Origin of the sequence: Psychrobacter sp. MES7-P7E, assembly GCF_002863645.1 — a bacterium.
Classification (GTDB): Bacteria; Pseudomonadota; Gammaproteobacteria; order Pseudomonadales; family Moraxellaceae; genus Psychrobacter.
Window position 1 is genome coordinate 1 of sequence record NZ_PJBU01000111.1, and the last position, 26,684, is coordinate 26,684.

Annotated in this window: 24 protein-coding genes; 22 read left to right on the forward strand and 2 right to left on the reverse strand. The window is 42.9% G+C overall.

Annotated features, from left to right (window positions below):
- Nucleotides 1–206: 206 nt before the first annotated feature.
- The 11 genes from CXF62_RS10640 to CXF62_RS10690 all read left to right on the forward strand — a co-directional run bounded on the left by CXF62_RS10640 (nt 207) and on the right by CXF62_RS10690 (nt 14,050).
- A complete protein-coding gene (locus CXF62_RS10640; protein ID WP_102092031.1) occupies nt 207–623 on the forward strand; it encodes a lysozyme inhibitor LprI family protein in 417 nt (138 codons plus the stop codon).
- Nucleotides 624–1,045: 422 nt separating this feature from the next.
- Nucleotides 1,046–1,477: a nucleoside-diphosphate kinase gene (ndk, locus tag CXF62_RS10645; RefSeq protein WP_057759031.1), complete on the forward strand. Its 432-nt coding sequence runs from the start codon at nt 1,046–1,048 to the stop codon at nt 1,475–1,477.
- Between the two features lie 513 nt (nt 1,478–1,990).
- Nucleotides 1,991–3,220, forward strand: a complete 1,230-nt coding sequence (rlmN, locus tag CXF62_RS10650) for a dual-specificity RNA methyltransferase RlmN (RefSeq protein ID WP_057759033.1) — start codon at nt 1,991–1,993, stop codon at nt 3,218–3,220.
- Between the two features lie 210 nt (nt 3,221–3,430).
- A complete protein-coding gene (pilW, locus tag CXF62_RS10655; RefSeq protein ID WP_228153221.1) occupies nt 3,431–4,366 on the forward strand; it encodes a type IV pilus biogenesis/stability protein PilW in 936 nt (311 codons plus the stop codon).
- The gene (locus CXF62_RS10660) at nt 4,363–5,175 is read left to right on the forward strand and encodes a helix-turn-helix domain-containing protein (RefSeq protein ID WP_102094327.1); all 813 of its coding nucleotides are present in this window, start codon (nt 4,363–4,365) and stop codon (nt 5,173–5,175) included. The genes pilW and CXF62_RS10660 overlap by 4 nt, the downstream gene beginning before the upstream one ends.
- 137 nt (nt 5,176–5,312) lie before the next feature.
- Complete coding sequence (gene ispG, locus CXF62_RS10665; RefSeq protein WP_102094328.1) at nt 5,313–6,428, forward strand: flavodoxin-dependent (E)-4-hydroxy-3-methylbut-2-enyl-diphosphate synthase; 1,116 nt, start codon at nt 5,313–5,315, stop codon at nt 6,426–6,428.
- A 123-nt stretch (nt 6,429–6,551) separates the two neighbouring features.
- A complete protein-coding gene (gene hisS, locus CXF62_RS10670; RefSeq protein WP_102094329.1) occupies nt 6,552–7,841 on the forward strand; it encodes a histidine--tRNA ligase in 1,290 nt (429 codons plus the stop codon).
- Between the two features lie 69 nt (nt 7,842–7,910).
- A complete protein-coding gene (locus CXF62_RS10675) occupies nt 7,911–8,705 on the forward strand; it encodes a YfgM family protein (protein WP_102094330.1) in 795 nt (264 codons plus the stop codon).
- Between the two features lie 146 nt (nt 8,706–8,851).
- A complete protein-coding gene (gene bamB / locus CXF62_RS10680; RefSeq protein ID WP_102094331.1) occupies nt 8,852–10,060 on the forward strand; it encodes an outer membrane protein assembly factor BamB in 1,209 nt (402 codons plus the stop codon).
- Between the two features lie 392 nt (nt 10,061–10,452).
- Nucleotides 10,453–11,874 carry a ribosome biogenesis GTPase Der gene (gene der / locus CXF62_RS10685; protein WP_057759046.1) on the forward strand — a complete coding sequence of 474 codons (1,422 nt, stop codon included), beginning with the start codon at nt 10,453–10,455 and terminating at the stop codon, nt 11,872–11,874.
- A 205-nt stretch (nt 11,875–12,079) separates the two neighbouring features.
- Complete coding sequence (locus CXF62_RS10690) at nt 12,080–14,050, forward strand: sensor histidine kinase (protein ID WP_102094332.1); 1,971 nt, start codon at nt 12,080–12,082, stop codon at nt 14,048–14,050.
- Between the two features lie 182 nt (nt 14,051–14,232).
- Here CXF62_RS10690 and CXF62_RS10695 read toward each other — a convergent pair whose 3' ends face one another.
- Together CXF62_RS10695 and CXF62_RS10700 are read right to left on the reverse strand one after the other, a co-directional pair.
- Nucleotides 14,233–15,399 carry a D-alanyl-D-alanine carboxypeptidase family protein gene (locus tag CXF62_RS10695; RefSeq protein WP_101206208.1) on the reverse strand — a complete coding sequence of 389 codons (1,167 nt, stop codon included), beginning with the start codon at nt 15,397–15,399 and terminating at the stop codon, nt 14,233–14,235.
- Between the two features lie 500 nt (nt 15,400–15,899).
- Nucleotides 15,900–16,334, reverse strand: coding sequence for an MCR_0457 family protein (locus CXF62_RS10700; RefSeq protein ID WP_057759051.1), 435 nt, complete (start codon nt 16,332–16,334; stop codon nt 15,900–15,902).
- A 539-nt stretch (nt 16,335–16,873) separates the two neighbouring features.
- On the opposite strand from CXF62_RS10700, the gene surE reads away from it, so the two are divergent.
- From surE to modA, 11 genes are all read left to right on the forward strand, one after another.
- Entirely contained in the window at nt 16,874–17,692 is an 819-nt protein-coding gene (gene surE / locus CXF62_RS10705) for a 5'/3'-nucleotidase SurE (RefSeq protein ID WP_102094333.1), read from the forward strand.
- A 135-nt stretch (nt 17,693–17,827) separates the two neighbouring features.
- Nucleotides 17,828–18,616, forward strand: coding sequence for a M23 family metallopeptidase (locus CXF62_RS10710; protein WP_102094334.1), 789 nt, complete (start codon nt 17,828–17,830; stop codon nt 18,614–18,616).
- 69 nt (nt 18,617–18,685) lie between these two features.
- Nucleotides 18,686–19,984, forward strand: coding sequence for a lytic murein transglycosylase (locus tag CXF62_RS10715; RefSeq protein ID WP_102094335.1), 1,299 nt, complete (start codon nt 18,686–18,688; stop codon nt 19,982–19,984).
- A gap of 355 nt (nt 19,985–20,339) precedes the next feature.
- Entirely contained in the window at nt 20,340–21,635 is a 1,296-nt protein-coding gene (gene glp, locus CXF62_RS10720) for a molybdopterin molybdotransferase MoeA (RefSeq protein WP_102094336.1), read from the forward strand.
- Between the two features lie 205 nt (nt 21,636–21,840).
- Nucleotides 21,841–22,878 (forward strand): GTP 3',8-cyclase MoaA, encoded by a 1,038-nt coding sequence (moaA, locus tag CXF62_RS10725; RefSeq protein WP_416220491.1) that lies wholly within the window; start codon nt 21,841–21,843, stop codon nt 22,876–22,878.
- Between the two features lie 129 nt (nt 22,879–23,007).
- The gene (gene moaB, locus CXF62_RS10730; protein WP_102078147.1) at nt 23,008–23,538 is read left to right on the forward strand and encodes a molybdenum cofactor biosynthesis protein B; all 531 of its coding nucleotides are present in this window, start codon (nt 23,008–23,010) and stop codon (nt 23,536–23,538) included.
- An 18-nt stretch (nt 23,539–23,556) separates the two neighbouring features.
- Nucleotides 23,557–24,300 carry a molybdenum cofactor guanylyltransferase gene (gene mobA / locus CXF62_RS10735; RefSeq protein ID WP_102094338.1) on the forward strand — a complete coding sequence of 248 codons (744 nt, stop codon included), beginning with the start codon at nt 23,557–23,559 and terminating at the stop codon, nt 24,298–24,300.
- A gap of 30 nt (nt 24,301–24,330) precedes the next feature.
- A complete protein-coding gene (gene moaC, locus CXF62_RS10740; RefSeq protein ID WP_102094339.1) occupies nt 24,331–24,837 on the forward strand; it encodes a cyclic pyranopterin monophosphate synthase MoaC in 507 nt (168 codons plus the stop codon).
- Nucleotides 24,838–24,934: 97 nt separating this feature from the next.
- Entirely contained in the window at nt 24,935–25,216 is a 282-nt protein-coding gene (locus CXF62_RS10745; protein ID WP_057759069.1) for a MoaD/ThiS family protein, read from the forward strand.
- Between the two features lie 77 nt (nt 25,217–25,293).
- Nucleotides 25,294–25,785: a molybdenum cofactor biosynthesis protein MoaE gene (locus tag CXF62_RS10750; RefSeq protein WP_102094340.1), complete on the forward strand. Its 492-nt coding sequence runs from the start codon at nt 25,294–25,296 to the stop codon at nt 25,783–25,785.
- Nucleotides 25,778–26,647, forward strand: a complete 870-nt coding sequence (gene modA / locus CXF62_RS10755) for a molybdate ABC transporter substrate-binding protein (RefSeq protein WP_102094341.1) — start codon at nt 25,778–25,780, stop codon at nt 26,645–26,647. The genes CXF62_RS10750 and modA overlap by 8 nt, the downstream gene beginning before the upstream one ends.
- Nucleotides 26,648–26,684: the final 37 nt, after the last annotated feature.

Sequence of the window (26,684 nt, forward strand, 5' to 3'; positions counted from 1 at the left end):
TGCTGAGCGTTGGGGTTTTTTGTGTGTGCTACTTCAAGAAATTGATTGATTACCTTGAATTTCAACAGTGTAAGAGTAGGGCTACTAGCTATAATATCATCTAAAAATATCATAAATAATGGATATACTGACATTATTTTGGCTTAATTAAGTGTAAGATATTATAGACGGATTTGGTTTTATCAACATACAAAAAGGAATTTGCTATGACAACGAATACGCTTAAATCCACGATTCGCAATACCTCTATAGCAATAGTTACATCCGCAGCTTTCATGTTGCCTATGTTTGCTTGGGGTGCAGAAAACTGTGACAAACCAAACAATGACTTTGATGGGCTATATTGCCTGACGAAAGTATATTTGGAAGCAGATAAGGAGCTTAATAACTCTTACAATAAATTGAGTAAACTCCTAAACAAACAGCAAAAAGCCACGCTTAAACGCGGACAATTAGCGTGGATGCGCGAGCGCAACGACCAATGTAGTTATAACGATGGTGATGGTTTCTTTGTCAATATGAGCTGTGCCACCAATAAGACAGCTAATCGAGTTAATTTTTTGAATGAACGTGTGCGTGAATGCAATGCAGGTAGTTGTCGAGACAGTCGCTTAGATGATTAAATGTTTTGATTGGTAGTATGTATTAGCAAAACTCTTAGCAAGGTGTGTTGAGGGTTTTCTAATCATTAATAATGATATAAATACTTTATAAAATCAGTCTGGTAGCTATAAGTGATAAATATGAGTAGCGATAAGGTAAGTAAGTCGATAGCTCATGCATCTGTTGTTGATGAGTACTTAACTTGGATGTAAGTAAGATACTGTTATAAATTTACTTTTATGCAAGGTATGGTCATAAATTAACCCTATCATTTATGGCCTTAATCATTATAATAGGCAGCAATCCGATGTTGGCGCTTATGGTTATACACTGATATACCATGAGTTGTGTAAAACAGTCCAAGTCAACATTGTGGCTAAAGCTAAAACAACGCATTAATTTTTCATATTTTATTGAATTTATCATTTATTAGGAGCTTCTCATGGCTAACGAACGTACTTTATCTATCATCAAACCTGACGCAGTTGCTGGCAACCACATTGGCGCTATCTATAGCCGTTTCGAACAAGCTGGTCTAAAAATCGTTGCAGCTAAAATGCTACAACTTGATGATGAAAAAGCAGGCGGTTTTTACGCTGAGCACGCTGAGCGTCCATTTTACAACGACCTAAAATCTTTCATGATGTCAGGTCCAGTATTGGTATCAGTACTAGAAGGCGAAAACGCTATCGCTCAGCATCGTGAAATCATGGGTGCAACTAACCCAAAAGAAGCTGCTGAAGGCACTATCCGTGCTGACTTCGCTAGCAGCATCGACGAAAACGCAGTACATGGTTCAGATTCAGCTGAATCAGCAGCACGTGAAATCAGCTACTTCTTCAGCGATGATGAAGTTTGTGCACGTACACGCTAATATAGTAAACCAGCTATAAGCTTTTACGGCATTCGATTTGTTTGAGGTAACTGCTATAATAAGACAGCTACGATTTAAACTGATCTTACCTGTATGAGTTTTATACTTGATGGACTATGGACGAATTATTTACAACATTGATTGTTTATAATTGGTTTGCGAGACGGCTTATATCTTATGGGTATAGGCCGTTTTAGCTATTATAATAATCCTATAGTCCAAGAATTACTAAACTGCTAGGGCGTTACCCTCATCAGATGTACTACTTGTACAATCTACAGTTGGCTGCCTTGTATCCGCTTTAGAGTTCTATAGTTATATTATTCATTGAAATTCTTAGTGACTTGCCTCATTATTGATTTTACTTAGCGTTATCAATCCCTTATCAGCATGTTTTTGTTAATTCGAAGAACTGCGCTCATAGCGGATTGCTCATGCACCCATGTATGTATGGCAAAGCCCATATAAATAATTGCACCGCTTATCTAAGCTTCTGCAAAAAGGTTACCTATTATGTCAACTGTTCAAGCACCTACTCAGCACGTACCTGCTAAGATTACTGATAGCATCAAGCTAGTAGATGAGGCACATGCCAAAACCAATCTATTGGGTATGACGCAAGCGCAACTGGCTGATTACTTCAAGAGTATTGGCGAAAAGCCATTTCGATCTACTCAGGTGATTAAGTGGATTTATCAGCATGGCGTGACAGATTTTGAGCAAATGACCAATTTGAGTAAATCGTTGCGAGACAAATTGTCGCTTAATGCTTGTGTGGTACCGCCCAAAGTGATTCATCGTCAATATAGTGATGATGGTACGCGTAAGTGGGTGTTTGAAGTCACTGGCGGCTCGCTGGTTGAGACGGTGCTTATTCCTGCAGATGATAGCAAGTTAAATGGCCGTAAGACATTATGCGTGTCTTCTCAAGTAGGCTGCGCCCTAGACTGTAGCTTCTGTAGTACGGGCAAGCAAGGGTTTGAGCGTGACTTAAGTGCGGCTGAAATTATCGGTCAGTTATGGGTCGCTAATGCGTCATATATGACAGATGAAAATGAAAGTTTAGAAAACGTCGACCATAGCCTATGGGAAAATAACGTCACCAACGTGGTGATGATGGGCATGGGTGAGCCGCTATTGAACTATAAGCCTGTCGTAGGCTCAATGGAGCTGATGCTAAGCGATCATGCTTATGGATTATCAAAGCGTCGCGTCACGTTATCGACTTCGGGTGTCGTCCCGAAAATGTATCAGCTAGCACAAGACATCGATGTGGCATTGGCCATTTCACTGCATGCGCCAAATGATGAGCTGCGTAATGAGTTAGTACCAATTAACAAGAAATATCCGTTAGAAGAGCTGATTGCAGCGGCAAAAAACTATGTCTATGATGTCAATCCACGTCATAAGAAGCACGTTACAATCGAGTATGTGATGCTTGATGGGGTCAATGATAGCAATGAGCATGCCCATCAGTTGGTTGCATTATTGGAAGGGTTACCAAGTAAGATTAACCTTATTCCATTCAACCCATTCCCGCATGCACCGTATGATAAATCAAGCAACAACCGCATCCATGCGTTTAGTAATATATTGAGCGAAGCGGGTTTTGTTTGTACGATTCGTCAAACACGTGGTGATGATATCGATGCCGCTTGTGGTCAGTTGGTTGGACAAGTTGCCGATCGTACCAGACGCTCAGCCGCGTGGCAGCAGAGCATTAAAGATCGTGAAAGCGTTTAGTAGTCTTTGAGAGGATAAACGTTATATCTGACTGGTATAGCGTTTTAGCTGTCTTTTGTCTGTCGCAATGGTAAGAAAATGTAGCAATGACTGTCAAGATTGCAGAACGTGGCAATTAATAACAACTAAATTGTACTTATAGGGGTTAAATCTATTAAACTGAGGCCTCGAAGATCGAACGCATTGAATCCCAGTTTTATGATGGCGGCTATGATGACTTCTAAAAATTCTTGTCTGTTCAAATATCAAAAATCATTTTCTAAATTTTATAAGCAGTCGAGTATCAGTGCTGCCCAAACCACTTTGCCAAAGCGTGCAGTGCTGTCGGCAGTATTTGGCGTCCTTGTATTAAGTGGCTGTCAGACCACACCGACTAATGATTTGCTAGGTAACTCTCCTTATCAAACATCTACGCGCGCTAGCAACGATCGAAATTTAGATCAGCAGGAAATCGCCCGTGTACGTACCTCACTTGCCGCGCAATACATCCGAAAAAATGAGCTTGATACCGCGCAGCAGCAGCTCGAAAAAGCCTTTGCTGCCGATAGCCGTTATGCGCCAGCCTATGATATGATGGGCGTTTTGTTGCAGCAAGAAGGCAGCCGTATCAATCTAGCCAAAGCTGATGGGTACTTCAAAAAAGCAATCGCGCTAGATAAAGACTTTGTACAAGCACACAATAATTATGGCGTGTATCTGTCACAGACAAAGCGCTATCGTGAAGCAGCAGAACAGTTTGAGATTGCAGGGGCGACGCTAGGCTATGAAGGCCGTATTGGCGCGCTAGAAAACCTAGGTCGTACTTATCTACAGTTAGGTGATAATAGTGCTGCTTCAAAAGCATTTTTACGGGCACTTGATGGCAATCGTAATAGTATTATTGCTCATATCGAACTGGTAGATTTATTGCTCAACCAACAGCGTGTACCGCAGGCACAGAGACTGTATGATGAGACGCTGATATTGGTGCAGGGGCAGGGTATTAGCCCGCGCTTGCTCTTACAAGGTATCAAGCTTGCAGCAGCACAAAATAATATAACAACGCGCCAGCAATTGGCACAGCAGCTTTTATCCGCTTATCCGCTAAGTGATGAAGCAAAACAACTTAAGACTTGGCTTAACAATCCAGAGGCACCATGGAAATGATCACCCCATCATCTAACACTCAATCTAACGCTCAGGGATCATTTGGTGCCGTGTTGCAGCAAGCCCGCAAAAACAAGCAAGTAACTTTAGAAGCAGCGGCGGCTGAGCTGTTTATTCTAAAGCGTCATCTAGAAGCATTAGAGAGCGAAAACTTCGCTGAGCTACCACAGGCTGCATTTGCTCGTGGTTTTGCGATTAATTATGCCAAATATTTGGGCTTAGATTCAGCAAAAATCGCTAGTAGCTTCGATGCTGCCTATCCTAATGAGTTGAAGGCCAAATCAGCCAGCAATATCGATACGCCGCTGCGCCCAATGGGGACTTTGCAGCGTGATACTCACAACCGCATCCGCTTTAACCCGCTATTGATCATAGGCGTTATCGGATTGATTATCTTGGCGGTGTTCCTATTCCGCATGGTGAGTAACGCTAGCAAAGAAAACACACAAGAGCCTGTATCAGCTGTTGAAGACATGTCAGCGATAGAGCAAGCGCAAGGTGCCGCCATCAATAGTGATGCAAGTGGCGTTGGTGCTTCTGGCTCTGCATTGAATCTAGGTGATGCTGCAGCAACGGCTAACCTAAACCTTGTATTGACAAGCGACGCTGTGGTTAGTATCACGGATTCTTCTGGAAACAGCCTGATAAATGGTTCTCAGTCTGCAGGTAACTATGACTTGTCAGGTATGCCACCGTTCAATGTGCAAATTGATAATATCGACAATGTTAGCTTGATGCTCAATCAACAACCAGTTGCGTTAGATACGTATGCAACAGATAAGCAAGCCACTTTTGAATTGGCACCATAGTCAGTTGGATAAGCGCCAAATTTGAATAAAGCACTTATATGTTTGAATAAAGCGCACATGTGTATCCTCATTTAGCTGGTTTATATTATATGTACAAAGGCCTAGGGCTTTTCTATTTTTGATTCAAGGATTTATGTATGTCAATGCCATCGCCTATTAATCGTCGTCTGACCAAAAAAATCTATGTCGGTGATGTCGCGATTGGTGGTGATGCACCAATTAGCGTACAGAGCATGACCAACACTGACACCTGCGATGTAGCAGCAACGGTCGCTCAGATCGAGCGCTGTGTTGAAGCGGGTGCGGATCTGATGCGCGTGTCAACGCCAACGATGGATACCGTCAAGGCGTTTGGTGAAATTCGTAAATTGGTAAGCGTGCCTTTGATCGCTGACGTGCATTTTGACCATAAAATTGCTTTAGCAGTTGCTGAAGCAGGCGCTGACTGCTTACGTATCAACCCTGGTAACATTGGTAGCGATGCTAAGGTACGTGAAGTGGTCGCTTGCGCCAAGTATCATAATATTCCTATTCGTATTGGCGTCAACGCTGGTTCTTTAGAAAAAGACATACAGCGAAAGTATACTGAACCAACTGGTGAGGCAATGCTAGAGTCGGCAATGCGCCATATCGATATTTTAGAGCGTCTTAACTTTGACCAGTACAAAGTATCTGTCAAAGCCAGCAACGTGTTTCTAACATTAGATGCCTATCGCTTAATATCAGCGCAAATTGATAACCCCTTACATTTGGGCGTGACGGAAGCTGGTGTCTACCGTACGGGCGCTGTCAAATCTGCTATCGCGCTAGGTGGATTATTGCTAGACGGTATTGGCGATACCATTCGTATCTCATTAGCCGCCGAGCCTGAAGAAGAGATTAAGATTGGTTTTGATATCTTAAAATCGCTTAATATTCGTTCGAACGGCGTAAACTTTATCGCCTGTCCAAGCTGCTCGCGTCAAGAGTTTGATGTGATTAAGGTAATGACAGCGTTAGAGTCTCGCTTAGAAGATATCCGTGAACCGATGAATCTATCTGTGATCGGCTGTAAGGTAAACGGTCCAGGAGAAGCAAAAGAGGCCGATATCGGTATCGTTGGTGCTGCCCCTAGATCACTGGTCTATCGTATGGGTGAAAAAAGCCACCTTATCGATACAGGCAATCTGGTTGATGAAATAGAAGGTATGGTTCGCGCCCATGCAGAAGACTTGGCGAAAAAGCGTGAGAATGAAATCATTCGCGTAAAATAAGCCATAGAATAGATTGATACGTTAGGCTATATCGTCACAGTATTAATTAGATATAGCGCTTATTTGAGTGCATAGAAAACAATAATAGAATACCTGTTAAACATTTAAGGATACGACCGTACCATGATCAAAGCTATCAAAGGTTTTAATGATATTTTGCCTGACCAATCAGCAAAGTGGCTGCATTTAGAAGCGATATTGGCTGATGTACTTGGTAGGTACGGTTACGAGCATATTCGCTTGCCAATCGTTGAACAAACGGATCTGTTTGCCCGTGCTATTGGCGGCGCGACTGACATCGTCGAAAAAGAGATGTACAGCTTTACTGATAAATCTGAGCCACCAACACCGTTAGCGTTACGTCCTGAAGGCACAGCTGGAGCAGTACGCGCAGTTATCGAGCACAACTTGCTACGCGGTGACACACCTAAGCTTTGGTACATCGGTCCGATGTTCCGTTACGAGCGTCCGCAAAAAGGCCGCTATCGCCAGTTTCATCAGTTAGGTGTCGAGAGCTTCGGTAGCGCACTACCGGATGCTGATGCTGAGCTGATTGCGATGACTCATCTGATGTGGCAAGAGCTAGGCCTCAACAATGAGATGCGTTTGCAACTAAACAGTTTGGGTGAGTTGGATGAGCGCTATGCGTATCGCGAAGCATTGGTTGCTTATTTGACTGATAAAAAAGACCAGCTAGATGAAGACAGCAAACGTCGTTTAACGACTAACCCTTTACGTATCTTAGATAGTAAAGAGGCGAGTACGCAAGCAGTATTGGCAGATGCGCCAAAGCTTGCTGACTTCTTGGGTGAAGAGAGTGTGGCGCATTTTGAGCAGGTCAAAGCCTATCTGACTGCGCTTAATATCGATTTTGAAATCAATCCGCACTTAGTACGTGGCCTTGATTATTACAATAAAACGGTATTTGAGTGGGTAACAGATAAGCTTGGAAGCCAAGCTACCGTTTGTGCGGGTGGTCGTTATGATGGGCTAGTCGGGCAATTAAAATCAATCGGTACAGATGGCAGTAAACCAGTCAAGTCTGAGCCTGGTGTTGGTTTTGCAATGGGGCTTGAGCGTTTATTGCTACTCATAGAAGCGGTTGCGCCGATTGCTGACATACCTGCTTGTGATGTATTCGTGGTGGCCCATCCTGAGGTATATAGTGCTGGTATAAGCTATGCACAAAACTTGCGTCACAGTCTTCCAGATGTACGAGTAAAGATGGCCAGTGCCACGAGTCTAAAAGCGCAAATGAAGAAGGCGGACAAGTCAGGCGCGGCATTGACAGTCATCATCGCCCAGCAAGAGCTGGATGATAATACGATTAGTATTAAAGACATGCAGACAGGTGAGCAAAAGACGGTCGCCCAAGATTGGCTATCAAATAAAGATAACTTCTCTCGTCGCTAACCGACTTTGACTAATAAGCTTTGTTTGTCGCACCAGCAATTTAATGTAAATTTTATCAGGTAAATATATATGGCTCTGACACCTAATTCGCCGAATGCAGATAACTCCATGCAAGCGCTAAAGCAATATGGTAGTTATATCGTCACTGCGATTTTGTTAGCACTGGCCGCCTATTTTGGTTGGACATACTGGCAAAACAACCATGCGCGAGTAGATACCGTCGCCGCCGATCAATATGCTGATATTCAGCAGCTAAACGAGGAGGTCAAACTGGCCTCGCAAAACCCAGATTTGGAGGCAGAGGCTCAAGAAGCACTTACCCAAAGTCGTAGCCAGCTAGACAAAGATATTGATACCTTGGTCAGTACGCACGGTGAGTCGGTTTACGCATGGCAAGCGCTAATGATAAAGGCACGTCAACAAGTAGACAATGATGACTTTGCAGCAGCGACTGAGACATTCAAAAAAGCATTGGCCATCGATTTGGGTGATGCTGGTCTAGAAGCGATTACTCGTTTACGCTATGCAAAAACATTATTGGCTGCAGGTGATACAGATGCTGCACTTTCAGAAGCAAACAATGATATGCCAAGCTCGTTTGAAGCAAGTCAGCAGGAGCTGCTAGGGGATATTTACTTAGCGCAAGACAATAAAGATTCAGCGATTAAATCTTATAGCAATGCGTGGGAGCTATTACGTAGCCGTCAAGAAACGCGTGCAGTATTGGCATTAAAGATGGAAAGCTTAGGTATCACAGCTGAGCCGATTGCTGAACAAACCAGTCTTGTTCAAGAGCCATCTGCTCCTGAGCCGTCGCTAGTGATGGATACCTCGAACGAAGTCGCTGTCGAAGCAGGGCAGTAAGTCAGTAGGCTAGATATTAAGTCAGTAGTATAGTATTGAGAGTTGGTAATCATCCAAAGCTCTTTTTTAATATAACCTAATGATTACTAATTTGCCGTTGGCCAATTTACCAATTAATAATAATTTATCTGTAGTGAGAACATACAATGACTCAATCTATTCGCTCTAGCAAAATGTTAAACACCAAGACTATCAAAAAGACAGTCATGCATGTGGCCGTACTGGCAGTAATGAGCACGGCAGTGATTGGATGTAATCGCGGTATTAAGCCGGTCGTTAATGATCCGGTAAAATTGGTACAAATCGCTCAGCCGATTAGCGTACTACAGCCTGTATTTAGTACCGATGTTGGCAATAAAAAAGCCAGCAAAAAGGATCCGCTAGATTTGCAAGTTGGCTATGCCAATGGTCAAATCGTTACTGCATCACGTGGTGGTGAACTGTCAGGGTTTAATAGCGCAGGCGAGCGCATATGGTCAATCAATGTTGATGACCAAATCACCGGCGGTGTTGCAGTAGATGCATTAAGTCAGACATCTATCGTTAGTACTCGTGGTGGCAAGGTCATGGCGTTTGATAGCACGACTGGTGCAAAACGCTGGCAGCAGCAGTTATCAGGTTCGGTTTTGACGCCAGCACTGATTACCAATAATCGTGTGGTATTATCAGCAAATGATGGTTTCTTACATGGTCTGTCACTACAAACCGGACAATCAGTATGGCAGTTCGCAACTCAAGTACCTGCTATCAGCGTTCGCGGTAGCGCTGCGCCAACTTTATTAGACAATGAGACAGCGCTTTTAGCAACAGCTGATGGTCGCCTGCATGCAATTACTGTCGATAATGGTCTTCCGCTATGGTCAAGACGTGTTGGCGTAGGTGCTGGTAGTAGTGAAGTTGAGCGCATGAGCGATGTCGATGGCAAACCTATCTTAGATAAAAATCAGTTGTTTGCGATCAGCTATAGTGGTCAGCTATTGGGTATTGATTTGGCCTCGCGTCAGGTGATGTTCGTCAATGAAATTGCGAGTCTCAAATCACTGGCGGTAAATCCTCAGCAAGTTATCGCTACCAGTCTAGATGGCAAAGTAGTTGCTTATGATCGCAACAGTGGCGAGACACTATGGGAAAGTGACGAATTGGCTTATCGTGATCTTACCAATCCTGTGATGATTGGCAACTATATTGCCATTGGTGATTTCGATGGCGTAGTGCATTTGTTTGACCCTGCTACGGGTAGCATCGTTAGTCGTGTAGAGACAAAAGGTGCGTTGACCAACTTGCAAGTCCAAGGTAGCCGTTTAATGACTCAAAGTACGTCAGGACAAGTTGCTATCTGGCAGTTAGTGCGCTAATAACTATATAGATAGGTGCTTATAGATAATCAACGAAGTGTAATATTTCACTATAGCCCTTAAGCCTATTCTTGATTATCATTTATAAAACACAAACGCTGCTTAGTCAGCGTTTGTGCCTTGTGTAAATTGCTTGTTTAAACACAGGCTTTCGCGTACTCTATGCGACCGATGTGCTATCCATATATACTACTTATTTATGTATAATAGGTATTATGAAGCCATCCTATATACTATTTTTAATCGTAAAATAGCCATCTATTATTTTTGCTATTGTTCTATCATTCATTTTAATTCACGGTCAATTGCAGCATATCTATTACTATTGTTATGTCACTGGTTATAAGAATAACTGTACTGCCCGTCATTGTGCCTTTCACTGAGAGTAACCCATGAGTATCAAGCCTGTGGTCGCCTTAATTGGTCGTCCAAACGTCGGTAAATCCACCTTATTTAATCAGTTCACAAAAAGTCGGCAGGCATTGGTCGCTGACCTTTCAGGATTGACTCGTGACCGTCAGTACGGTGATGCAACTTATGAAGATAAATCTTTTATCGTTGTAGATACGGGTGGTATCGGTGAAGCTGACGATGGTAGCGGTAATATTGATGACTATATGTCTGAGCAGTCGCATACAGCAATCCATGAAGCAGATATTATTGTATTCGTCGTTGACGCTCGTGCCGGTATGATTGGCGCAGATGCTGAAATTGGTAAGTTTTTGCATACGTTAGGCAAGCCTGTCTATGTTGTTGCCAATAAAGTCGACGGTGTACATGATGCAGCGCCTGCCGAGTTTTATGCACTAGGCTTGGGCGAGCCATATCCGATGGCAGCCAGTCATGGTCGCGGTGTGGGCAATTTGCTTGAAGTGCTAACGGCTGATATGCCTGAGCAAGAAAACATAGTAGAGCCAAGAGGCTTGAAGCTTGCCATTATTGGTCGTCCAAACGTGGGTAAATCGACGCTCGTCAACCGCCTGCTTGGCGAAGACCGAGTAGTGGTGTTCGATATGCCAGGCACGACGCGTGACAGTATTTATATTCCTTATCAGCGTGAAGGTCGCGACTATGTTTTGATCGACACTGCCGGTGTACGTCGCCGCGGTAAAATCGATGAAAAAGTAGAAAAATTCTCTGTCATCAAGACCTTGCAAGCGATTGAAGATTCTAACGTAACTGTGATTGTTATTGATGCTCACGAAGGTATCGTGGACCAAGATTTGCATATGATTGGTTATGCACTTGACGCTGGACGAGCGTTAGTCGTTGCGATCAACAAATGGGATGGCCTAACGCAAGATCAAAGAGACTATATTAAGCTTGAAATGGATCGCCGTTTTAGCTTTATTCCTTATGTAAAAATACATTTGATTTCAGCATTGCATGGTACAGGCGTCGGTAATTTATATCCGTCTATTTTACGTGCGTACAAATCTTCGATGTTTGAAGTATCGACCAACCGTTTGACTCAGATTTTGCAAGATGCGGTAACGGCCAATCCGCCACCAACCGTTGCTGGTCGTCGTATCAAGTTGCGTTATGCGCATATTGGCGGCCACAATCCACCCGTTATTGTTATTCATGGTAACCAAACCAGTGCGCTTCCTAAGAGCTATCAGCGTTATCTAGAGAACCAATTCCGTCAAGTGTTTAAGCTAGAAGGCACACCGCTTAACGTTATCTTGAAGCAAAACGACAATCCATATGCTAATAAGAGCGATACGCCGACTAAGGCAAAAGCCCAGCAGTTGCGTCAGCGTGAGCGTAATAGATCACAGAAATTTACTACCAAAGATAAAAAGCCTCGTTAATCCTCGTATTTTAGGCGTTATATCTTTAGCTTTATGATTAATGTCATCGCGTTCGATAGCGCGATGACATTTTTCTATTAATACGCTATAGTTTGGGCTTATAAATAGCTATCTTAGTTTCAAAAAATACTCAAATGTTTTACTTATCACATCTTTAAAATACCTGTACTATAAATGAAAGCTGCACGCGACTCAGTAGAGTGATATGAACAACCGTTCGTCTCAAACCATTCCCGTACTTATCTGGCGTTCTGTCATACAAGCTGTCGTATTGGCAGTGCTGGCAGGTTTTTTATTGCCTTTTATTTATGGTTTAGTGCATCACTATCAAGAAAAAGAACAGCATATTCAACAATTGGCATCTTTACTAACGACTAGCGCATCGACTGCAGATGGCGCAGATGTTGTGGCTGAGCAAGTCAATATCTTGTTAGAAAACGAGCCGACTATTCAGAGTATTGTGTTTTATTCAACCTCTGAGCCAATTGAGGATATAGATCAGTCGTTTGCTGATTGGAAAAATGCTTTATTTGCGCATACGGTCAGTTTCAACTATCCAGTGATTAGTAAAGACCTCGATGCCAGTATTGTGACGTCCAATAAGTCCGATTCCAATCAGCAGTTAGCACTGACTTTATCAAACATTATGAGCGAATCGTCAGCGCCAGATGAGGCGATTGATACAGCTACCGAAAATAGTACATTGATTGGTTATATCAATATTACGATGGACGTAGAGTTGCTACGTTTACATTGGTTCCAAAATATCCTGTGGTTATGGCTAACAACGGTGGTACTGATTGTTATGTTTGCCTTATACATTTTTAGGAAGCTTAATTGGCCAGTCAGAGATATCGAAACATTGACCGATGTTTGTGACATTGTCATAGACAACGCAAATCTAGAGCAACTGCCAGTCATCCCGCAACAATTCAATTTCCAAGAACTGACCCAAATCAAAAAAGCATTAATTGTGTTATTTAATCGTTTACAAGAAGCGAGGCAAGGTTATGAAACCCTTGCGGCCTTTGAACAGCAATTGCACAATAAAGATGTGTCACTTGATGTGCAATTGCATAATTTTCAAAGTATGATTTCTCATGAGTTAAAAACGTCATTGAATGCAATTGTAGGTGGTTTACAACTATTGGATCATGAGGCGCTCAACAGAGAGCAAAAAGACGCGGTAGAGATTATCAGTAGTGGTAGTGATAAATTGGTATTGTCGTTAGATCATATTATACAGTTGAACCAGATTCAAAAAGGCCAGATAAGAATTCATAAAAATGAGTTTAACCCATTACAGTTAATCGCTGACCTGTTAGCTAAGTTTGAAAATATGGCTACGCAAAAAGGGCTAGAGTTAATCAGTAATATTCATCATATAGACTATAGCCTATACGGTGATTCAGAAAAAATACATCAGATACTATCGATACTGCTCAATAATGCGATTAAGTTCACGCCTGTCGGGAAAGTTACGATTACGTCGCAACTGACACATTTTAATAAAAGTAATCGTTGGCAGATTAGCGTGAAAGATACGGGTATTGGTATCAATAATGAGCACCTAGACGATATATTTAATCCGTTCTTTCAGGTAGATTCGTCGCAAACTCGCCAGTATGAAGGCTCAGGGGTTGGCTTACCGATTGTTAGACAAATGGCGCAGCTTATGGGTGCTACGATTGATGTTGATAGTGTGCTTGGTGTAGGTACACAGTTTACGCTGACCATAGCGATGCCCAATCAACAGCAATCAAAACAGCAGCGCTTATTGTCTGGTCTAACGATTATTTATTATTACTATCATGAGACAGGCTCCTTATTAAATGAACTGGAATATCTAGGTGCTACGATTATTTGTCGCCAAGGTAACCAACTTGTCATAGACGAGATGCGTAAGCAGAAAATTGACATGGTGATGTTTGGTGAAGATGTTTTCCCAGAAAAAGCTGCGATGCTAGCCAAACGTATCCGTCAGTATGAAAGCGATGAGGGTAGTAAGAGCGAGCATCGTGCGTTATTGGTATATTGGTATCCGCAGCATCGGGCGCGCTATGTAGACAGTTTTGAGTATGGTTTAAAAGCAGCTGGCATTGACTATTGTCATATTGCTACTTATAAGGACAAAGCGTTAAGCGACTTATTAAAACAATGGTTGGTTTGGACGTAGTACGGTTCTATTAAATCGGTGTTCCTAGTTAGGCTTGTTTAATTTACTAGGTAGCATTCTTCATATTTTTTACTATCGAAGCACTGTTGAATTAAAGTAAGCATAAAAAGAAAAAAGACGCCCATTTTGAGGCGTCTTTTTTTAAACAGTTTTTAGCTAAAATTACTTTTTAAAAGTTTCTCTTAGAAAAGATTCTTTACCCAGCGTACGATATGTTCCCACGTACGGCTCATAAAGCCTGACTGTTCGATATCATTGGTTGCGATGATAGGAACTGAGGCTACTGCTTTACCATCGATTACAGCCATCATTTTACCAACTTCCTGACCTTTTTTGATTGGTGCTTCTAAGCTCTCAGGAATATCCACCACTGTGGTGATTTTATTTTTCTGGGTTTTGCTGGTTAGAATTTGCAAGTTGTCGCCAGTTGCCAGTTCTACCTCGTCAGCTTCTCCAAACCATACTGGAAGCTTGCTAACGAACTGTCCAGCAGGCGCCTTGGTAACCGTTGTAAAGTGACCGAAACCCCAGTTAAGTAGTTCGCGTGACTGATCGGCGCGAGCTTGTTGGCTCTTGGTACCCATAATGACAGAGATTAGACGCATGCCTTCACGGTTGCTTGATGCAACCAAGCAGTAGCCTGCCGCATCAGTGTGGCCAGTTTTTAGGCCATCAACGGTTGGGTCAGTAATCAGCAGAGCATTACGATTACCTTGGGTAATACCATTATAAGTGAACTCTTTTTCTGCGTAGATACTATAGTAGTCGCCGCTGTTTTTGATAATAGCGCGCGCGAGTTTAGACAAATCCAAAGCAGACGCTAAATGACCTTCATCAGGCATACCCGTAGCATTGACAAAGTTAGAGTTCTCCATGCCAATTTTTTGCGCTTGTTCGTTCATTAAGATCGCAAACGAGGCTTCGCTACCAGCAATATGTTCAGCCATGGCTTTTGATGCATCATTACCTGATTGAATAATAATACCGCGTAGCATATCGATGACGCTGGCGGTTTTGTTCACAGGCACATACATACAAGATTGGCTGCTGCTACCACGGCACCATGCGTTTGGACTCATCAATACCTGTTCATCTTCTTTCAGGTCGCCTGATGCTAAGCGTTGCTCAATGATATAACTGGTCATCATCTTAGTCAGAGATGCTGGCGGCAGTGCCTCATTGGCGTTCTTTTGAGCCAAAATTTCGCCAGTGTTATAGTCCATCAACACATAGGCAGTATTGTCCATTTCAGGTGGTTGAATGGCTGCGTTTGCCACTACTGCACTCATCGAGATACTTACACCAACTACCAGCTGTATCAGCTGATTTTTTACACGCTTTACTGTCATATATCATTACACCGCATCATGGAACCAAATGTATCTATCGCTTATGTTTTGTACCTATTTCCATACATTATTTTAAGCAGCATGTCTTAAATGCAGTGTTTAAAATAATGTATCGACGAAAATAGTAACGCCTACACAATAGACATAAAATTAACGCCTTATCTTAGCAAAATGACTACCGATGGGGAATCGATAAATGCAAAAATAAGGCAAGTTTGAAAAGAAAAATGAAGGCCTATCATATATTTGTTGTGTCTATCATCTGACCAGTCTCTGTAATAAAAATTTAACGCTCACAAAAAAGCCTGCTGCACTGCTTGTGAATAACAAGTAAAGTGACAGCAAGCTTTGATGCTACAGATATCTAGACAATGAGTTGATAAACTTTGCTTAACCGATGTTATAAAGAGTACATATCTTTTATTTTATTATCGTTAATACTAATGTTATTAATAAGCTAAGCAGATGACGCTAGTCGTTGAGTCAAACTAGCGAGTCTTCTAGTAATCTGCGTTTGCCAAATCTTCACATAGTGCTTTGTTTTCTTGCTTTGAGAATCCCATCGTCCAACTACGAATACCTTGTAGTATCTGGCGATAGTCTTGCTGTGTAGATAGGTATTGAATAGCCGCTTTTGGATCTTCTAGAGAAGGCATTAGCTCATGCAGCTGTACGGTGTACGACTTATAGAACCGCTGTTTTTGCTTACCATTCAGCATTGGTGGGCATATCTCTGATAGTACCTGCATCACCGCAATTTCGTGCTTAGTGATGTTGATGCCAGACATGTCTAGCGGAATGGTAGTGCCAGAGTTATTCGCAGCATTAGAAGCTTGAGACAGCATAGCAACAGACGTTATCAGTCCTGCAATCCCAACTTTTGAGGCAGTATTTGCTATCACAGAAGCTATAGATAATATCGATTGTTTATTCATTCAGTATTACACTCGCTCGTCTTTATTTAATGGTCATATGTTAATCGGTAAAAAAACAAAAGTCACATAAAATATTGATTTATGTGTAGATATCTTGTGAGCCAAAACCATTTTTTAGCAACATATCAGTAGCATACTCTAATGACGTTACTTCAGTATCAGTACATCGGTTTGTATTGTTGTGGGGTGTTGCTTATTGTAACGCGATGCTTAATCTACTGGTTGTTATTCGTTTGATACAGATCTTGTTACGCTACTTTCATCGTATAATTATCAGCATAAGAAGAGCATGATACTTTGCTAAAGACAGGGTTCGTGTCTGTATATTATTCAGTTATAATCGCCCATGCTATCAAAATGACTCTTTTTCTCTAGACTGAGACGTCATCTCATTGGAGAATTAGAGTATCATGTTTTCATTTTAAATATGAGCATCGTTCTTTGATGGCTATCTTGAACAGATATGGCACGATAGCAGAATTATCAAATAGAGCTGTAGAAAAATCGGCAATAAAATATTAACCATATACTGAGCAGAAATGAGATTTTTAATTAGTAACGATGACGGTGTGTATGCGCCAGGATTATTGGCACTATCTCAAGTATTATCGACTATCGGTGAAGTTGTCGTCGTCGCCCCGAACGATGAACAAAGCGGTTATGCCAGTGCATTAAGTGTTTCAAGACCACTGCATACGCATCAGCTGCCTTCTGGATTTGTAGCGGTAAGTGGCTCACCAGCTGACTGTGTTTATTTGGCACTGCATGAATTGTATCGTGGTAGTGACTTTGACTGCGTGATTACAGGTATCAACTCAGGGGCTAACTTGGGACAAGATGTGATGTTCTCTGGTACGTTCGGTGCTGCATTGACCGCGCAACTATCTGGTATCCCTGCTATAGCAACGTCTTTGGTAGGCGGGGGTGTCAAAAACGGCGGGCAAGAATCAGCCAGTGATTATCAAGTGGCTGCACATGAAATCGTCAAGCTGCTTACTGAAACTTCGGTTTTAGAGATGCTCAAAAGTTTGCCCTATCATGTATTAAACGTTAATATTCCTGATGTGCAGCATGCCGATGATATCAAGGGTCGAAAAATAACCTCGCTAGGCCATAAGCAGGCTGCTCAGCCAGTACGCCATATGATAGACCCACGCGGTCGAGATGCGTATTGGTTGTCTCTACGAAAAGGTAAAAATGAGCGACCATCAGAGACGTCAATCGATGCGATACAAGCAAAGCAGGATGTGATGACAGATTATCAGGCTGTAGCGGCAGGGTATGTCAGTTTATCACCAGTACGCCTACATCATACGCCAACGGCAGCGCTGGATAGATTATCAACACTCGCGCTATAAATTCTATAAGATATAATCCATACCGGCTTATTAAACACTGACGTGTTATGAGAATATCAGAAGACTCTTGTATGATATCAAGCGCTTTTGAATGATTAAACAATGAATGAGCAACACAAAGAATAGGAACCTTGTATGAAAAAAATCATAGCTGGATCGCACCTTGTTAAAGCCGCGTTGATTGGTACTATGGCAGTCGCTACTCTATCTGTCGTTGGCTGTGCAACGAAGCCTACCTATCAATCAGCAAACCAAGCAGGTCCTAAGATTATTACTAACGCGCAAGGCGTCCCTAACTATCACCGTGTACAACGCGGCGATACGGTCAGCCAGATTGCAGCGCGCTATCGTCTGAACTACCGCCAAATCGGAGCGATGAACAATCTAGATAGTAAATATACCATCTATAGTGGCCAATGGCTCAAACTATGGCAAGGCAATGCGGCCAGCACTGCAAGTAACAATAGCTACAGTGCCCCAGTTCAAACGCAACCAACTTATACGCCACCTGTGACCCAGTCTCAAACACCAGCTTATGAGGCCACTGCCAACTCGACCTCTGGTTATGATTATCCTACGCGCAACCCAGTGACTCGTAATATTGACCCTGCTGCGGGCAATATGGGAATGTGGTTTGCGGGCAAGGTTGGTGATCCAGTACTTGCCAGCCAATCAGGAACTGTGCTTTACTCAGGCAACGGTCTGCCAGAGTATGGCAATCTAATTATGATTCGTCATAGTGATAACTACATCACAGCCTATGCGCACAATAGCCAATTATTGGTGCAAGAGGGCGATACAGTACAGCGTGGTCAACGTATTGCCAGTATGGGCAGTAGTGGTCAGACCAATGAGGTAGGCTTAGAGTTTCAGGTTCGCTTAAATGGTAATCCTATTGACCCGCGTAGCGTACTTGGGCGTTAGATTTAAATAATAGCTACGGATAGCTTGGCCACTGTGAGCCATTTTATTTATTCATGTTTGAGATTTTTTATGAGATTAAAAAAGCAATACCTCACCCTTATGCCAGCATTAGTGATGGTCGGGTGTACAAGCCAGCAGGCAATGCAAAGTAAGCCTGTTCGTCAAGGCGGCGTTGAGATTACTCAAACCCAAACCGTTCAGGTCAAACCAACACCTGCACCAGTCGTAAAACCGCAGCCTGCGCCAAAGCCTAGCTATAGTAGCTTTTCTGATTGGAAGTCAGACTTTTCTATGCGGGCCATATCGTCAGGCTATGATGCCCAAGTTATTGGTCGATTGCTCGATTCTGCTTATCTAAATCAGCAAGTCATCTCATTAGATTCAGGTCAGCCCGAGTTTTCTAAGATGCCGTGGGAATACGTAGATTCTGCGGTATCAAGTGGACGCGTCAGTGTAGGGAAGCGCAAATTTGCCGAACAGCGCGCTTACTTGTCTCAGCTAGAGTCTCAATATGGGGTTAATGCAGAGATTATCGCTGCGATATGGGGTATGGAGTCATCGTATGGCGCTGTGACGGGCAATAATGATTTGCCAAGTTCGCTTGCCAGCCTTGCTTATGATGGTCGTCGTCAAGAGTTCGCTGAAACGCAGTTGCTATCGTTAGCGACCTTACTACAACGTGGTGACGTATCATGGTCGCAATTAGATGGTTCTTGGGCAGGCGGCATGGGACAAACGCAGTTTATTCCTGAGACTTGGCTCAAGCAAGGCGTTGATGGTGATGGCAACGGTCACCGTAACCCTTGGGCCACAGGTGATGCACTCGCTTCTACTGCCAACTATCTGAGCAACTCAGGCTGGGTGCGCGGTCTAGCACCTTTTTATGAGGCGACTGTACCTGCTTCGTTTGATTATTCACTGATGGGGAGTAAGCAACCTGCAGCCAGATGGGCGGCGATGGGTGTCGATACGATAGATGACGTCTATTTAGATGCCAATACTCAGATGGAGCTTTGGTTGCCAGCTGGTAAAGATGGTCCCGTATTGCTGCTAAGCCCAAACTTTGATGTTATCAAGGTTTACAATAACTCGTCGAGTTATGCGCTAGGGGTGAGCCTATTGGGCAAAACGATTGATGGACAAAGTGGTCTGCGAAAATCATGGCCCCGCTATGAGCGTCCGTTATCAACCACGCAAGTGGCCAACTTACAGCGCCGTCTGACGAGTATGGGTTACGATACCAAAGGTGCTGATGGTATCGTGGGCACCAATACTCGTATGGCATTTCAGCGCTGGCAGGCGGATAATGGGCAAACGCCAGATGGATTCATCACTCAAAATAGCGCCTTTTCATTGGCTGGCTGGTGAGGTAAGCTGACGGTATTTATACACCGTATGAAGGTCACGATTCATAATCGCTTTTAGCTATTATAAATCAGTCATTAATCATCAATTAAGCATGTTACCTTGCTCTACAAAAAGCACCTTGCCAAGGTGCTTTTTTTGCCTCAGGCTATGTCTGATTTTGCTGAAATTTATTGAATGAATAAATATTGTGATAATCATCAAATATTTGAGTTGGCTTGATCTCGCAATCTTCAAAACTTATCAGAACAAGGTTAATACAAAAAAATCGATACTGTGAATGATAGACTCTAAGGACAGCTTTTAATAATAAAGATTCAATCACAAATAATGAGAACGATCAAAAGAGCATACCTTTATGATTACTATGGAAGAATTACAAGCGGCAATAAAGCTGCGTATCAATGATTATAATGATGTGGATTTTCCGCTGCACAAAAGAGCCGTCAATATCTGTGATCTATTAGACAGCCGTAACCACATACTCGCGCAAGATATTGCATCACCTTTTGATGTGCCAAGACAGAATCTATCTGCTATGGATGGTTATGCCATTGCAAAAGGAAGTGAGCTGTCAGAAGGCAAGACGATTGAAATCATTGGTGAGTCTCAAGCAGGCAGTGCCTATGCTGGTGAGACAGTAGCAGGGCAGGGTGTGCGTATTTTTACTGGCGCGGTCGTCCCTGACTGTTGTGATACGGTCATCATGCAAGAGAATACCAACTTTGCTGATATCAAAGCGACTATTGATAAGACTCAGCCGTACAGCATCACTCTCACGCAAACGGCCGAAACCAACGATAATATCCGTGCGCAAGGCGAAGAGGTTGAGTCTGGCGAAGCTGTGCTAAAGATAGGAAAACGAATTAATCCTGCCGATATCAGCTTGCTGGCAAATTTAGGTATCAGCGAAGTGAGCGTGTTTCAACCACTCGTCGTCGGTGTGCTCGCGACAGGCGATGAGCTCGTCGCTATTGGCGATGAGCTGGAACATCTAGCCCAAATATATAATTCAAACACCCCAACGCTCAAAAGCTTACTGTCGGATCTACCTATAATCATTCGTGACTATGGCATCATTCCTGATGATTTGGATAAGACGACAGCTGCGGTCAACGAAGCCATGCAAGACTGTGATGTGCTCATATCGACAGCAGGCGTCTCAGTCGGCGATTATGATTTTCTGACGACGGTGATCGAAACGCTTGGGCAAATCAACCACTATAAAGTGGCGATGAAACCTGGTAAGCCTTTCGTATTTGGCGAGTTAAATAAAAATCTCTATAAGCCCGTGTTGTATTTTGGTCTACCGGGTAATCCGCTCTCCACAGTTGTGGGCGCGCTACAGTTTGTGATACCCGCATTATGGCAGATGTCAGGTGCGAGTGTGTCCGAGCAGCCGATGCCGCTAACGATCAACGCTAAACTCACAAATGACATCAAAAAGTTCCCTGGCCGCAAAGACTTTCAGCGCGGCGTATTGTCACAAGATGAGGCGGGTCATTACCAAGTTGAATGCTTTTCAAGTCAACAATCACACAGAATAAAACAGCTGAGCCGCGCCAATTGCTTTATTGTATTAGACAAAGACAGTGGCAACGTAGCAGCTGGTAATGACGTCGTTGTACAACCGTTTCCTTGGCTACATCGCTAATTCATCGTTTGCCAATTTATTGTAAGGTGGTCGTACAAAGCTAGAGAGTAACCCTATAACCTTACACTGGTATGCTAAATACGAATAACAAAGTAGTGCTTATAGTAAGCAGTACTGATGGCAGTAACATATGATTGATGACAACATAGATGACAAACACAAAATAGACAGTCCGCAACTCTATTCACCGAGCTTGGCACCCGCAATGTCTGATGGCTACATAGAGCCTTCCTTGGTCGTGCCTACTGAGCAGATGAGTGACTATCAACAGCCGCTAACCGATGGGTTTGCACGGCGTCTGACTTACTTGCGTCTGTCTATTACTGACTTTTGTAATTTTCGCTGTGAGTATTGCCTGCCAAATGGCTATCAAGGTAAGCGGCCTGATGATGAGCTAAGTATCTCTGAAATTGCCACCTTGGTGCGCGGCTTTGCTCAAGTAGGTACCAAGAAGGTTAGAATTACAGGTGGTGAGCCTTCTATTCGTCGTGATGTTGTCGAAATTATCGAAACGATTAAGCAGACTGACGGTATTGAGACAGTTGCGATGACCAGTAACGGTTATAAATTGGGTAAACATATAGCCAACTGGCAAGCTGCTGGACTTGATCAGCTCAATATCAGTATGGACAGTTTTGATGCTGCTACTTTTCATAAAATGACAGGCTTTGATACCTTGCCGCAGATATTGGCTGACATGGATATATTGTTAGAAACGACTGACATCAAACTCAAAATAAATAGTGTCTTGATGGCAGAGACTGCTTTTGAGAATTTAATCACGGCGATCGACTATGTCAAAGACAGACAAGTGACCTATCGCTTTATCGAATTTATGCAGACCAGTGATAATAGCGATTTGTTTTTTGCGCAGCATGCTCAGTCTGATATTATCACCGATTACTTGTTAGAAAATGGCTGGCAGCCACATGAGCGCGGTAGTGCCGATGGTCCAGCGGTAGAGTACAGCCACCCTGAGTATGTCGGTCGTATCGGTATGATTGCCCCATATGCGGCGCACTTCTGTGATACCTGTAATCGTCTGCGTGTAAGCAGCCAAGGCAAGGTGCATTTGTGTCTGTTTGACCAAGGCAACTACGACATCCGTCCATACTTACAGCAAAACGATATCCAAGGATTGGTAAACACTTTACATAGCTTTATGCCAATCAAGCCTGAGCATCATCATCTGCATAACTCTAACAGTGGCATCATGCACAATCTGTCGATAATCGGCGGATAAAAAATTTTGAGTCTGCAATCATGACGCTGATAGTGATTGTCTTCCAGTGCAATCGTTTTTCTACATAAATTTTTTTAATACAACTGCTTTTTAATACAATTATAAAATGACATCTATAAAGGATTATTTATGAGTAAGCCTGCTGCACAATTTACACCGCTTAATATTGCTGTATTGACCGTTTCTGATAGCCGTACGCTGGCAGAAGATACGTCAGGGCAGTACTTAGTAGATAGCTTGACCGAAGCAGGGCATCATTTGGCAGATCGCCAACTAATCACCGACGATATTTACCAGATTCGCGCAGTCATCAGTGGTTGGATTGCTAGTCCAGACGTTCATGCGGTTATTACCACTGGCGGCACAGGGTTCTTCATCAGAGATAGCATGCCAGAAGCTGTGAGTGTGCTGTTTGATAAATCAATTGATGGTTTTGGTGAAATGTTCCGTTTAATCTCAAAAGATGAAATCGGTATGTCTACCGTACAATCACGAGCAGTTGCTGGTATGGCCAATGGTACGGGTATATTCTGTCTACCAGGCTCTTCTGGTGCTTGCCGTACTGGTTGGGAAAATATCTTAAAAGATCAGTTTGATAGTCGTACTCGTCCATGCAATTTTGTGCCGCATTTTTTGGCACAAAACCCCAGCCATGATTGAGTTATAAATAATTGAGCTATGAGTGATATACAATCAAATCTGAAAGGTAATAGCGTAGTAACAGATTGCTCAAATAATCTGGATGGTTTGGCAGGTGTGGTTATCTTGGCAGGTGGGGCATCCAAGCGCATGGGAACGGCTAAAGCGATGCTGACACTACCGTCAGGTGAGCAGCTGCTAGACTATCATGTTCGTCATGCGAGCAAGCTAAAGGTTCCTATATTGATTGCAGATAATGGTCGCGACTTTCAAACGGGCTTAGATGTCCATTCAGAAAAACCTAATGCGCCTGTTATTCATATTGCTGATTATGGTGCTGATGTTGACTCTAATAAGTATGATGAGCAGATCAAAACTGGCGGCGCATTGGTGGCTATCGAATCAGCCTTACAAACATTGAGCGATTTGAATGATTCAGGCGTATCACAAAACGTACAAGCATTATGGTTACTGGTTATTAGCTGCGATAGCTTAATACCAGCAACTGACTTGTGGCAAAAATTACAATGTGAAATGAGCCTTGCTGCCGATAAAAAAGTAATTTGCTTGAAAGATGACAGTCACTTATATCCATTGTTAAGCCTGTATCAGCTAAGTATCGAGCCTGATTTGAAGGCCTATATAGATAACAGTCAGCGTAGAGTGATGCAGTTTATTCAGCCATTGGTGCAAGCCGTACCATTTAACAAAGAGTGGCAAAAGTTGACCAACTTTAATACGCCTGAAGATTTTAAGCAGGCATATGTTGCTCTACCAAAATAAGAAAAATATCACATAAGAAAGGTTATATAAATGAATGACAGCGTTCAGATAAATCAGCAATCTACTTTATCTCACTTAGATAGTGATGGTGATATTACCATGGTCGATGTCAGTGGTAAGACAGCAACGACGCGAGAAGCCAATGCCACTGGACAAGTACGCTTTCCCAGTAAAATTTATGCGCAGATTAAAGCGGCTGATGGAATGACCAAAAAAGGCAGCATCACGCAAACAGCTCATATCGCTGGTATCATGGCGGCCAAACGCACTCATGATCTTATACCGCTTTGTCATCCACTACCGCTAGACAAGATAGGCTTAAGCTTTGAGTACAATGACGCGCTCAACAGTATCACGGTTAGTGCGGTGGTCAAGGTTACGCATAAGACAGGGGTTGAGATGGAAGCGTTAACAGCGGTCAGCGTTGCCTGCTTAACTATCTATGATATGACTAAAGCGCTATCGCATGACATCGTTATAGATGATATTCATCTGGTCAAAAAGACAGGTGGTAAGTCAGACTATAGTCATGCTTAAAGTGACGAAATTGTAGAGTGCGTCATCAATTAATTAGTCAATCAATAAAGATATGCTAAATGCCAAGCAAGGAAGCTTGCATAAGATGGAGAGGTTTATGAGTGCTATCGATATGACAACTAATATCGAATCAACGATGAATATTAATGTCATGTATTTTGCCAGTTTGGCTGACGAGGCCAATTGTCAACAAGAGACAGTAAGCGTACAGCAGGATACGTCATTGACTGAACTATACGAACAACTTAGTCAAAAGCATCGCTTTAGCCGTCCGCAGTCGGAGTTACGCGTTGCAGTAAATGACTACTTTGCTAAATGGACTGACCAGATAAATGATGGTGATAGCGTGGTTTTCATCACGCCAGTCGCTGGTGGTTAGATAAGCGTTTACTAGTGTTCATTTTGTCAGTGGCTATTCAGTTGCGATAAAGAGAAAATAATAAATAGAGAAGAAAAATGACCGACAACGTTCACGATCATTCCATGACTATCAAACGTAGTGCTGACGAAGCTTACCTTATCGCTGAGCGTGATGGTTTTGCGCTACTAGATATTGCGATTGACGAAGATAGGCTAAAAAGTACTTTAGATAATGACAGCTGCGGCGCGTTTGTTTGTTTTGAAGGGCGAGTGCGTAATCATAATAACGCTACGAGCGTTGATCGTCTTACCTATTATGGGTATGAGGATTTGGCCATCAATCAAGGTCGCGCCATTATAGAAGAAGCCAAAAAGCGTTTTGAAATTACCCATGCTATTGCGATACATCGTATCGGTGCATTAGAAATTGGCGACGTGGCTGTATGGGTTGGGGTAGTGTCAGCGCATCGTTATCCAGCATTTGATGCTTGTCGCTGGATATTAGATACCATCAAAGCGGATATTCCTGTGTGGAAGCAAGAATACTACGAAGACGACTCGTCTAAATGGCTTAGCAATAATGGTTAAGTCATTAGTTACTGTCTGTGTATCTGCTTGTCTGCTATTGTCACTAAGTGCTTGTACGCAAGACAAAGACGCTAATACGACGCTTACTGATACTACTGAGCAATCTCATACATTGCGTATTGCTGCGGCTGCTAACTTATCTGATGTACTCCCTCATATCATTGATAGCTATCAGGCTGATAATAGCTCATCTGCCCAAAATATTTCAGGTATCTCAGATATTGAAGTTACTTATGCCTCTTCTGGTAAGTTATATGCGCAAATCAAAGCAGGGGCACCGTATGATATATTCTTGTCTGCCAATCAAGATTTTCCTGCTAAATTGGCTGATGAAAATTCAGCTGATGTTACTAGTAAAGAGCGTAAACTAACTAAGCCCTTTACATATACCAGAGGACAGTTAGCGCTCTATAGTGTCAGCAAACCTTTAAACGATTTTACGCCAACATCGCTAGGTGATGTGTTTACCAGTGCTGACTTTACTCAGGACAGCAAGGTAGCTATTGCGAACCCTGACCTTGCGCCTTATGGTGCGTCTGCCAAAGCCTATCTGCAATCACAAAATATGTACGATAAGTTAAATGCTCAAAAAAGCTTGATACAGTCAGAGAATATCGGTCAAGCGTTTCAATATGCGTATACGGGTAGTGTGGACTATGGGTTTGTAGCACAGTCTCAGCTTGTTGCGATTAAAGCCAAGCCTGAGCAGTTTATTACCTTATTGCCAGCGTCTTATCCAGCTATCTTACAAGATGGCATAATTATCAATAACACCGCCCCAGCAGCAGACTTCACCGACTACCTGCGCTCAAAAGCAGGGCAGCAACACTTCTTACAAGTAGGCTATCTGGCCGTCCAGTAATACGTTAGACTAGGGTTGCTTGAATGTTCAACAGACC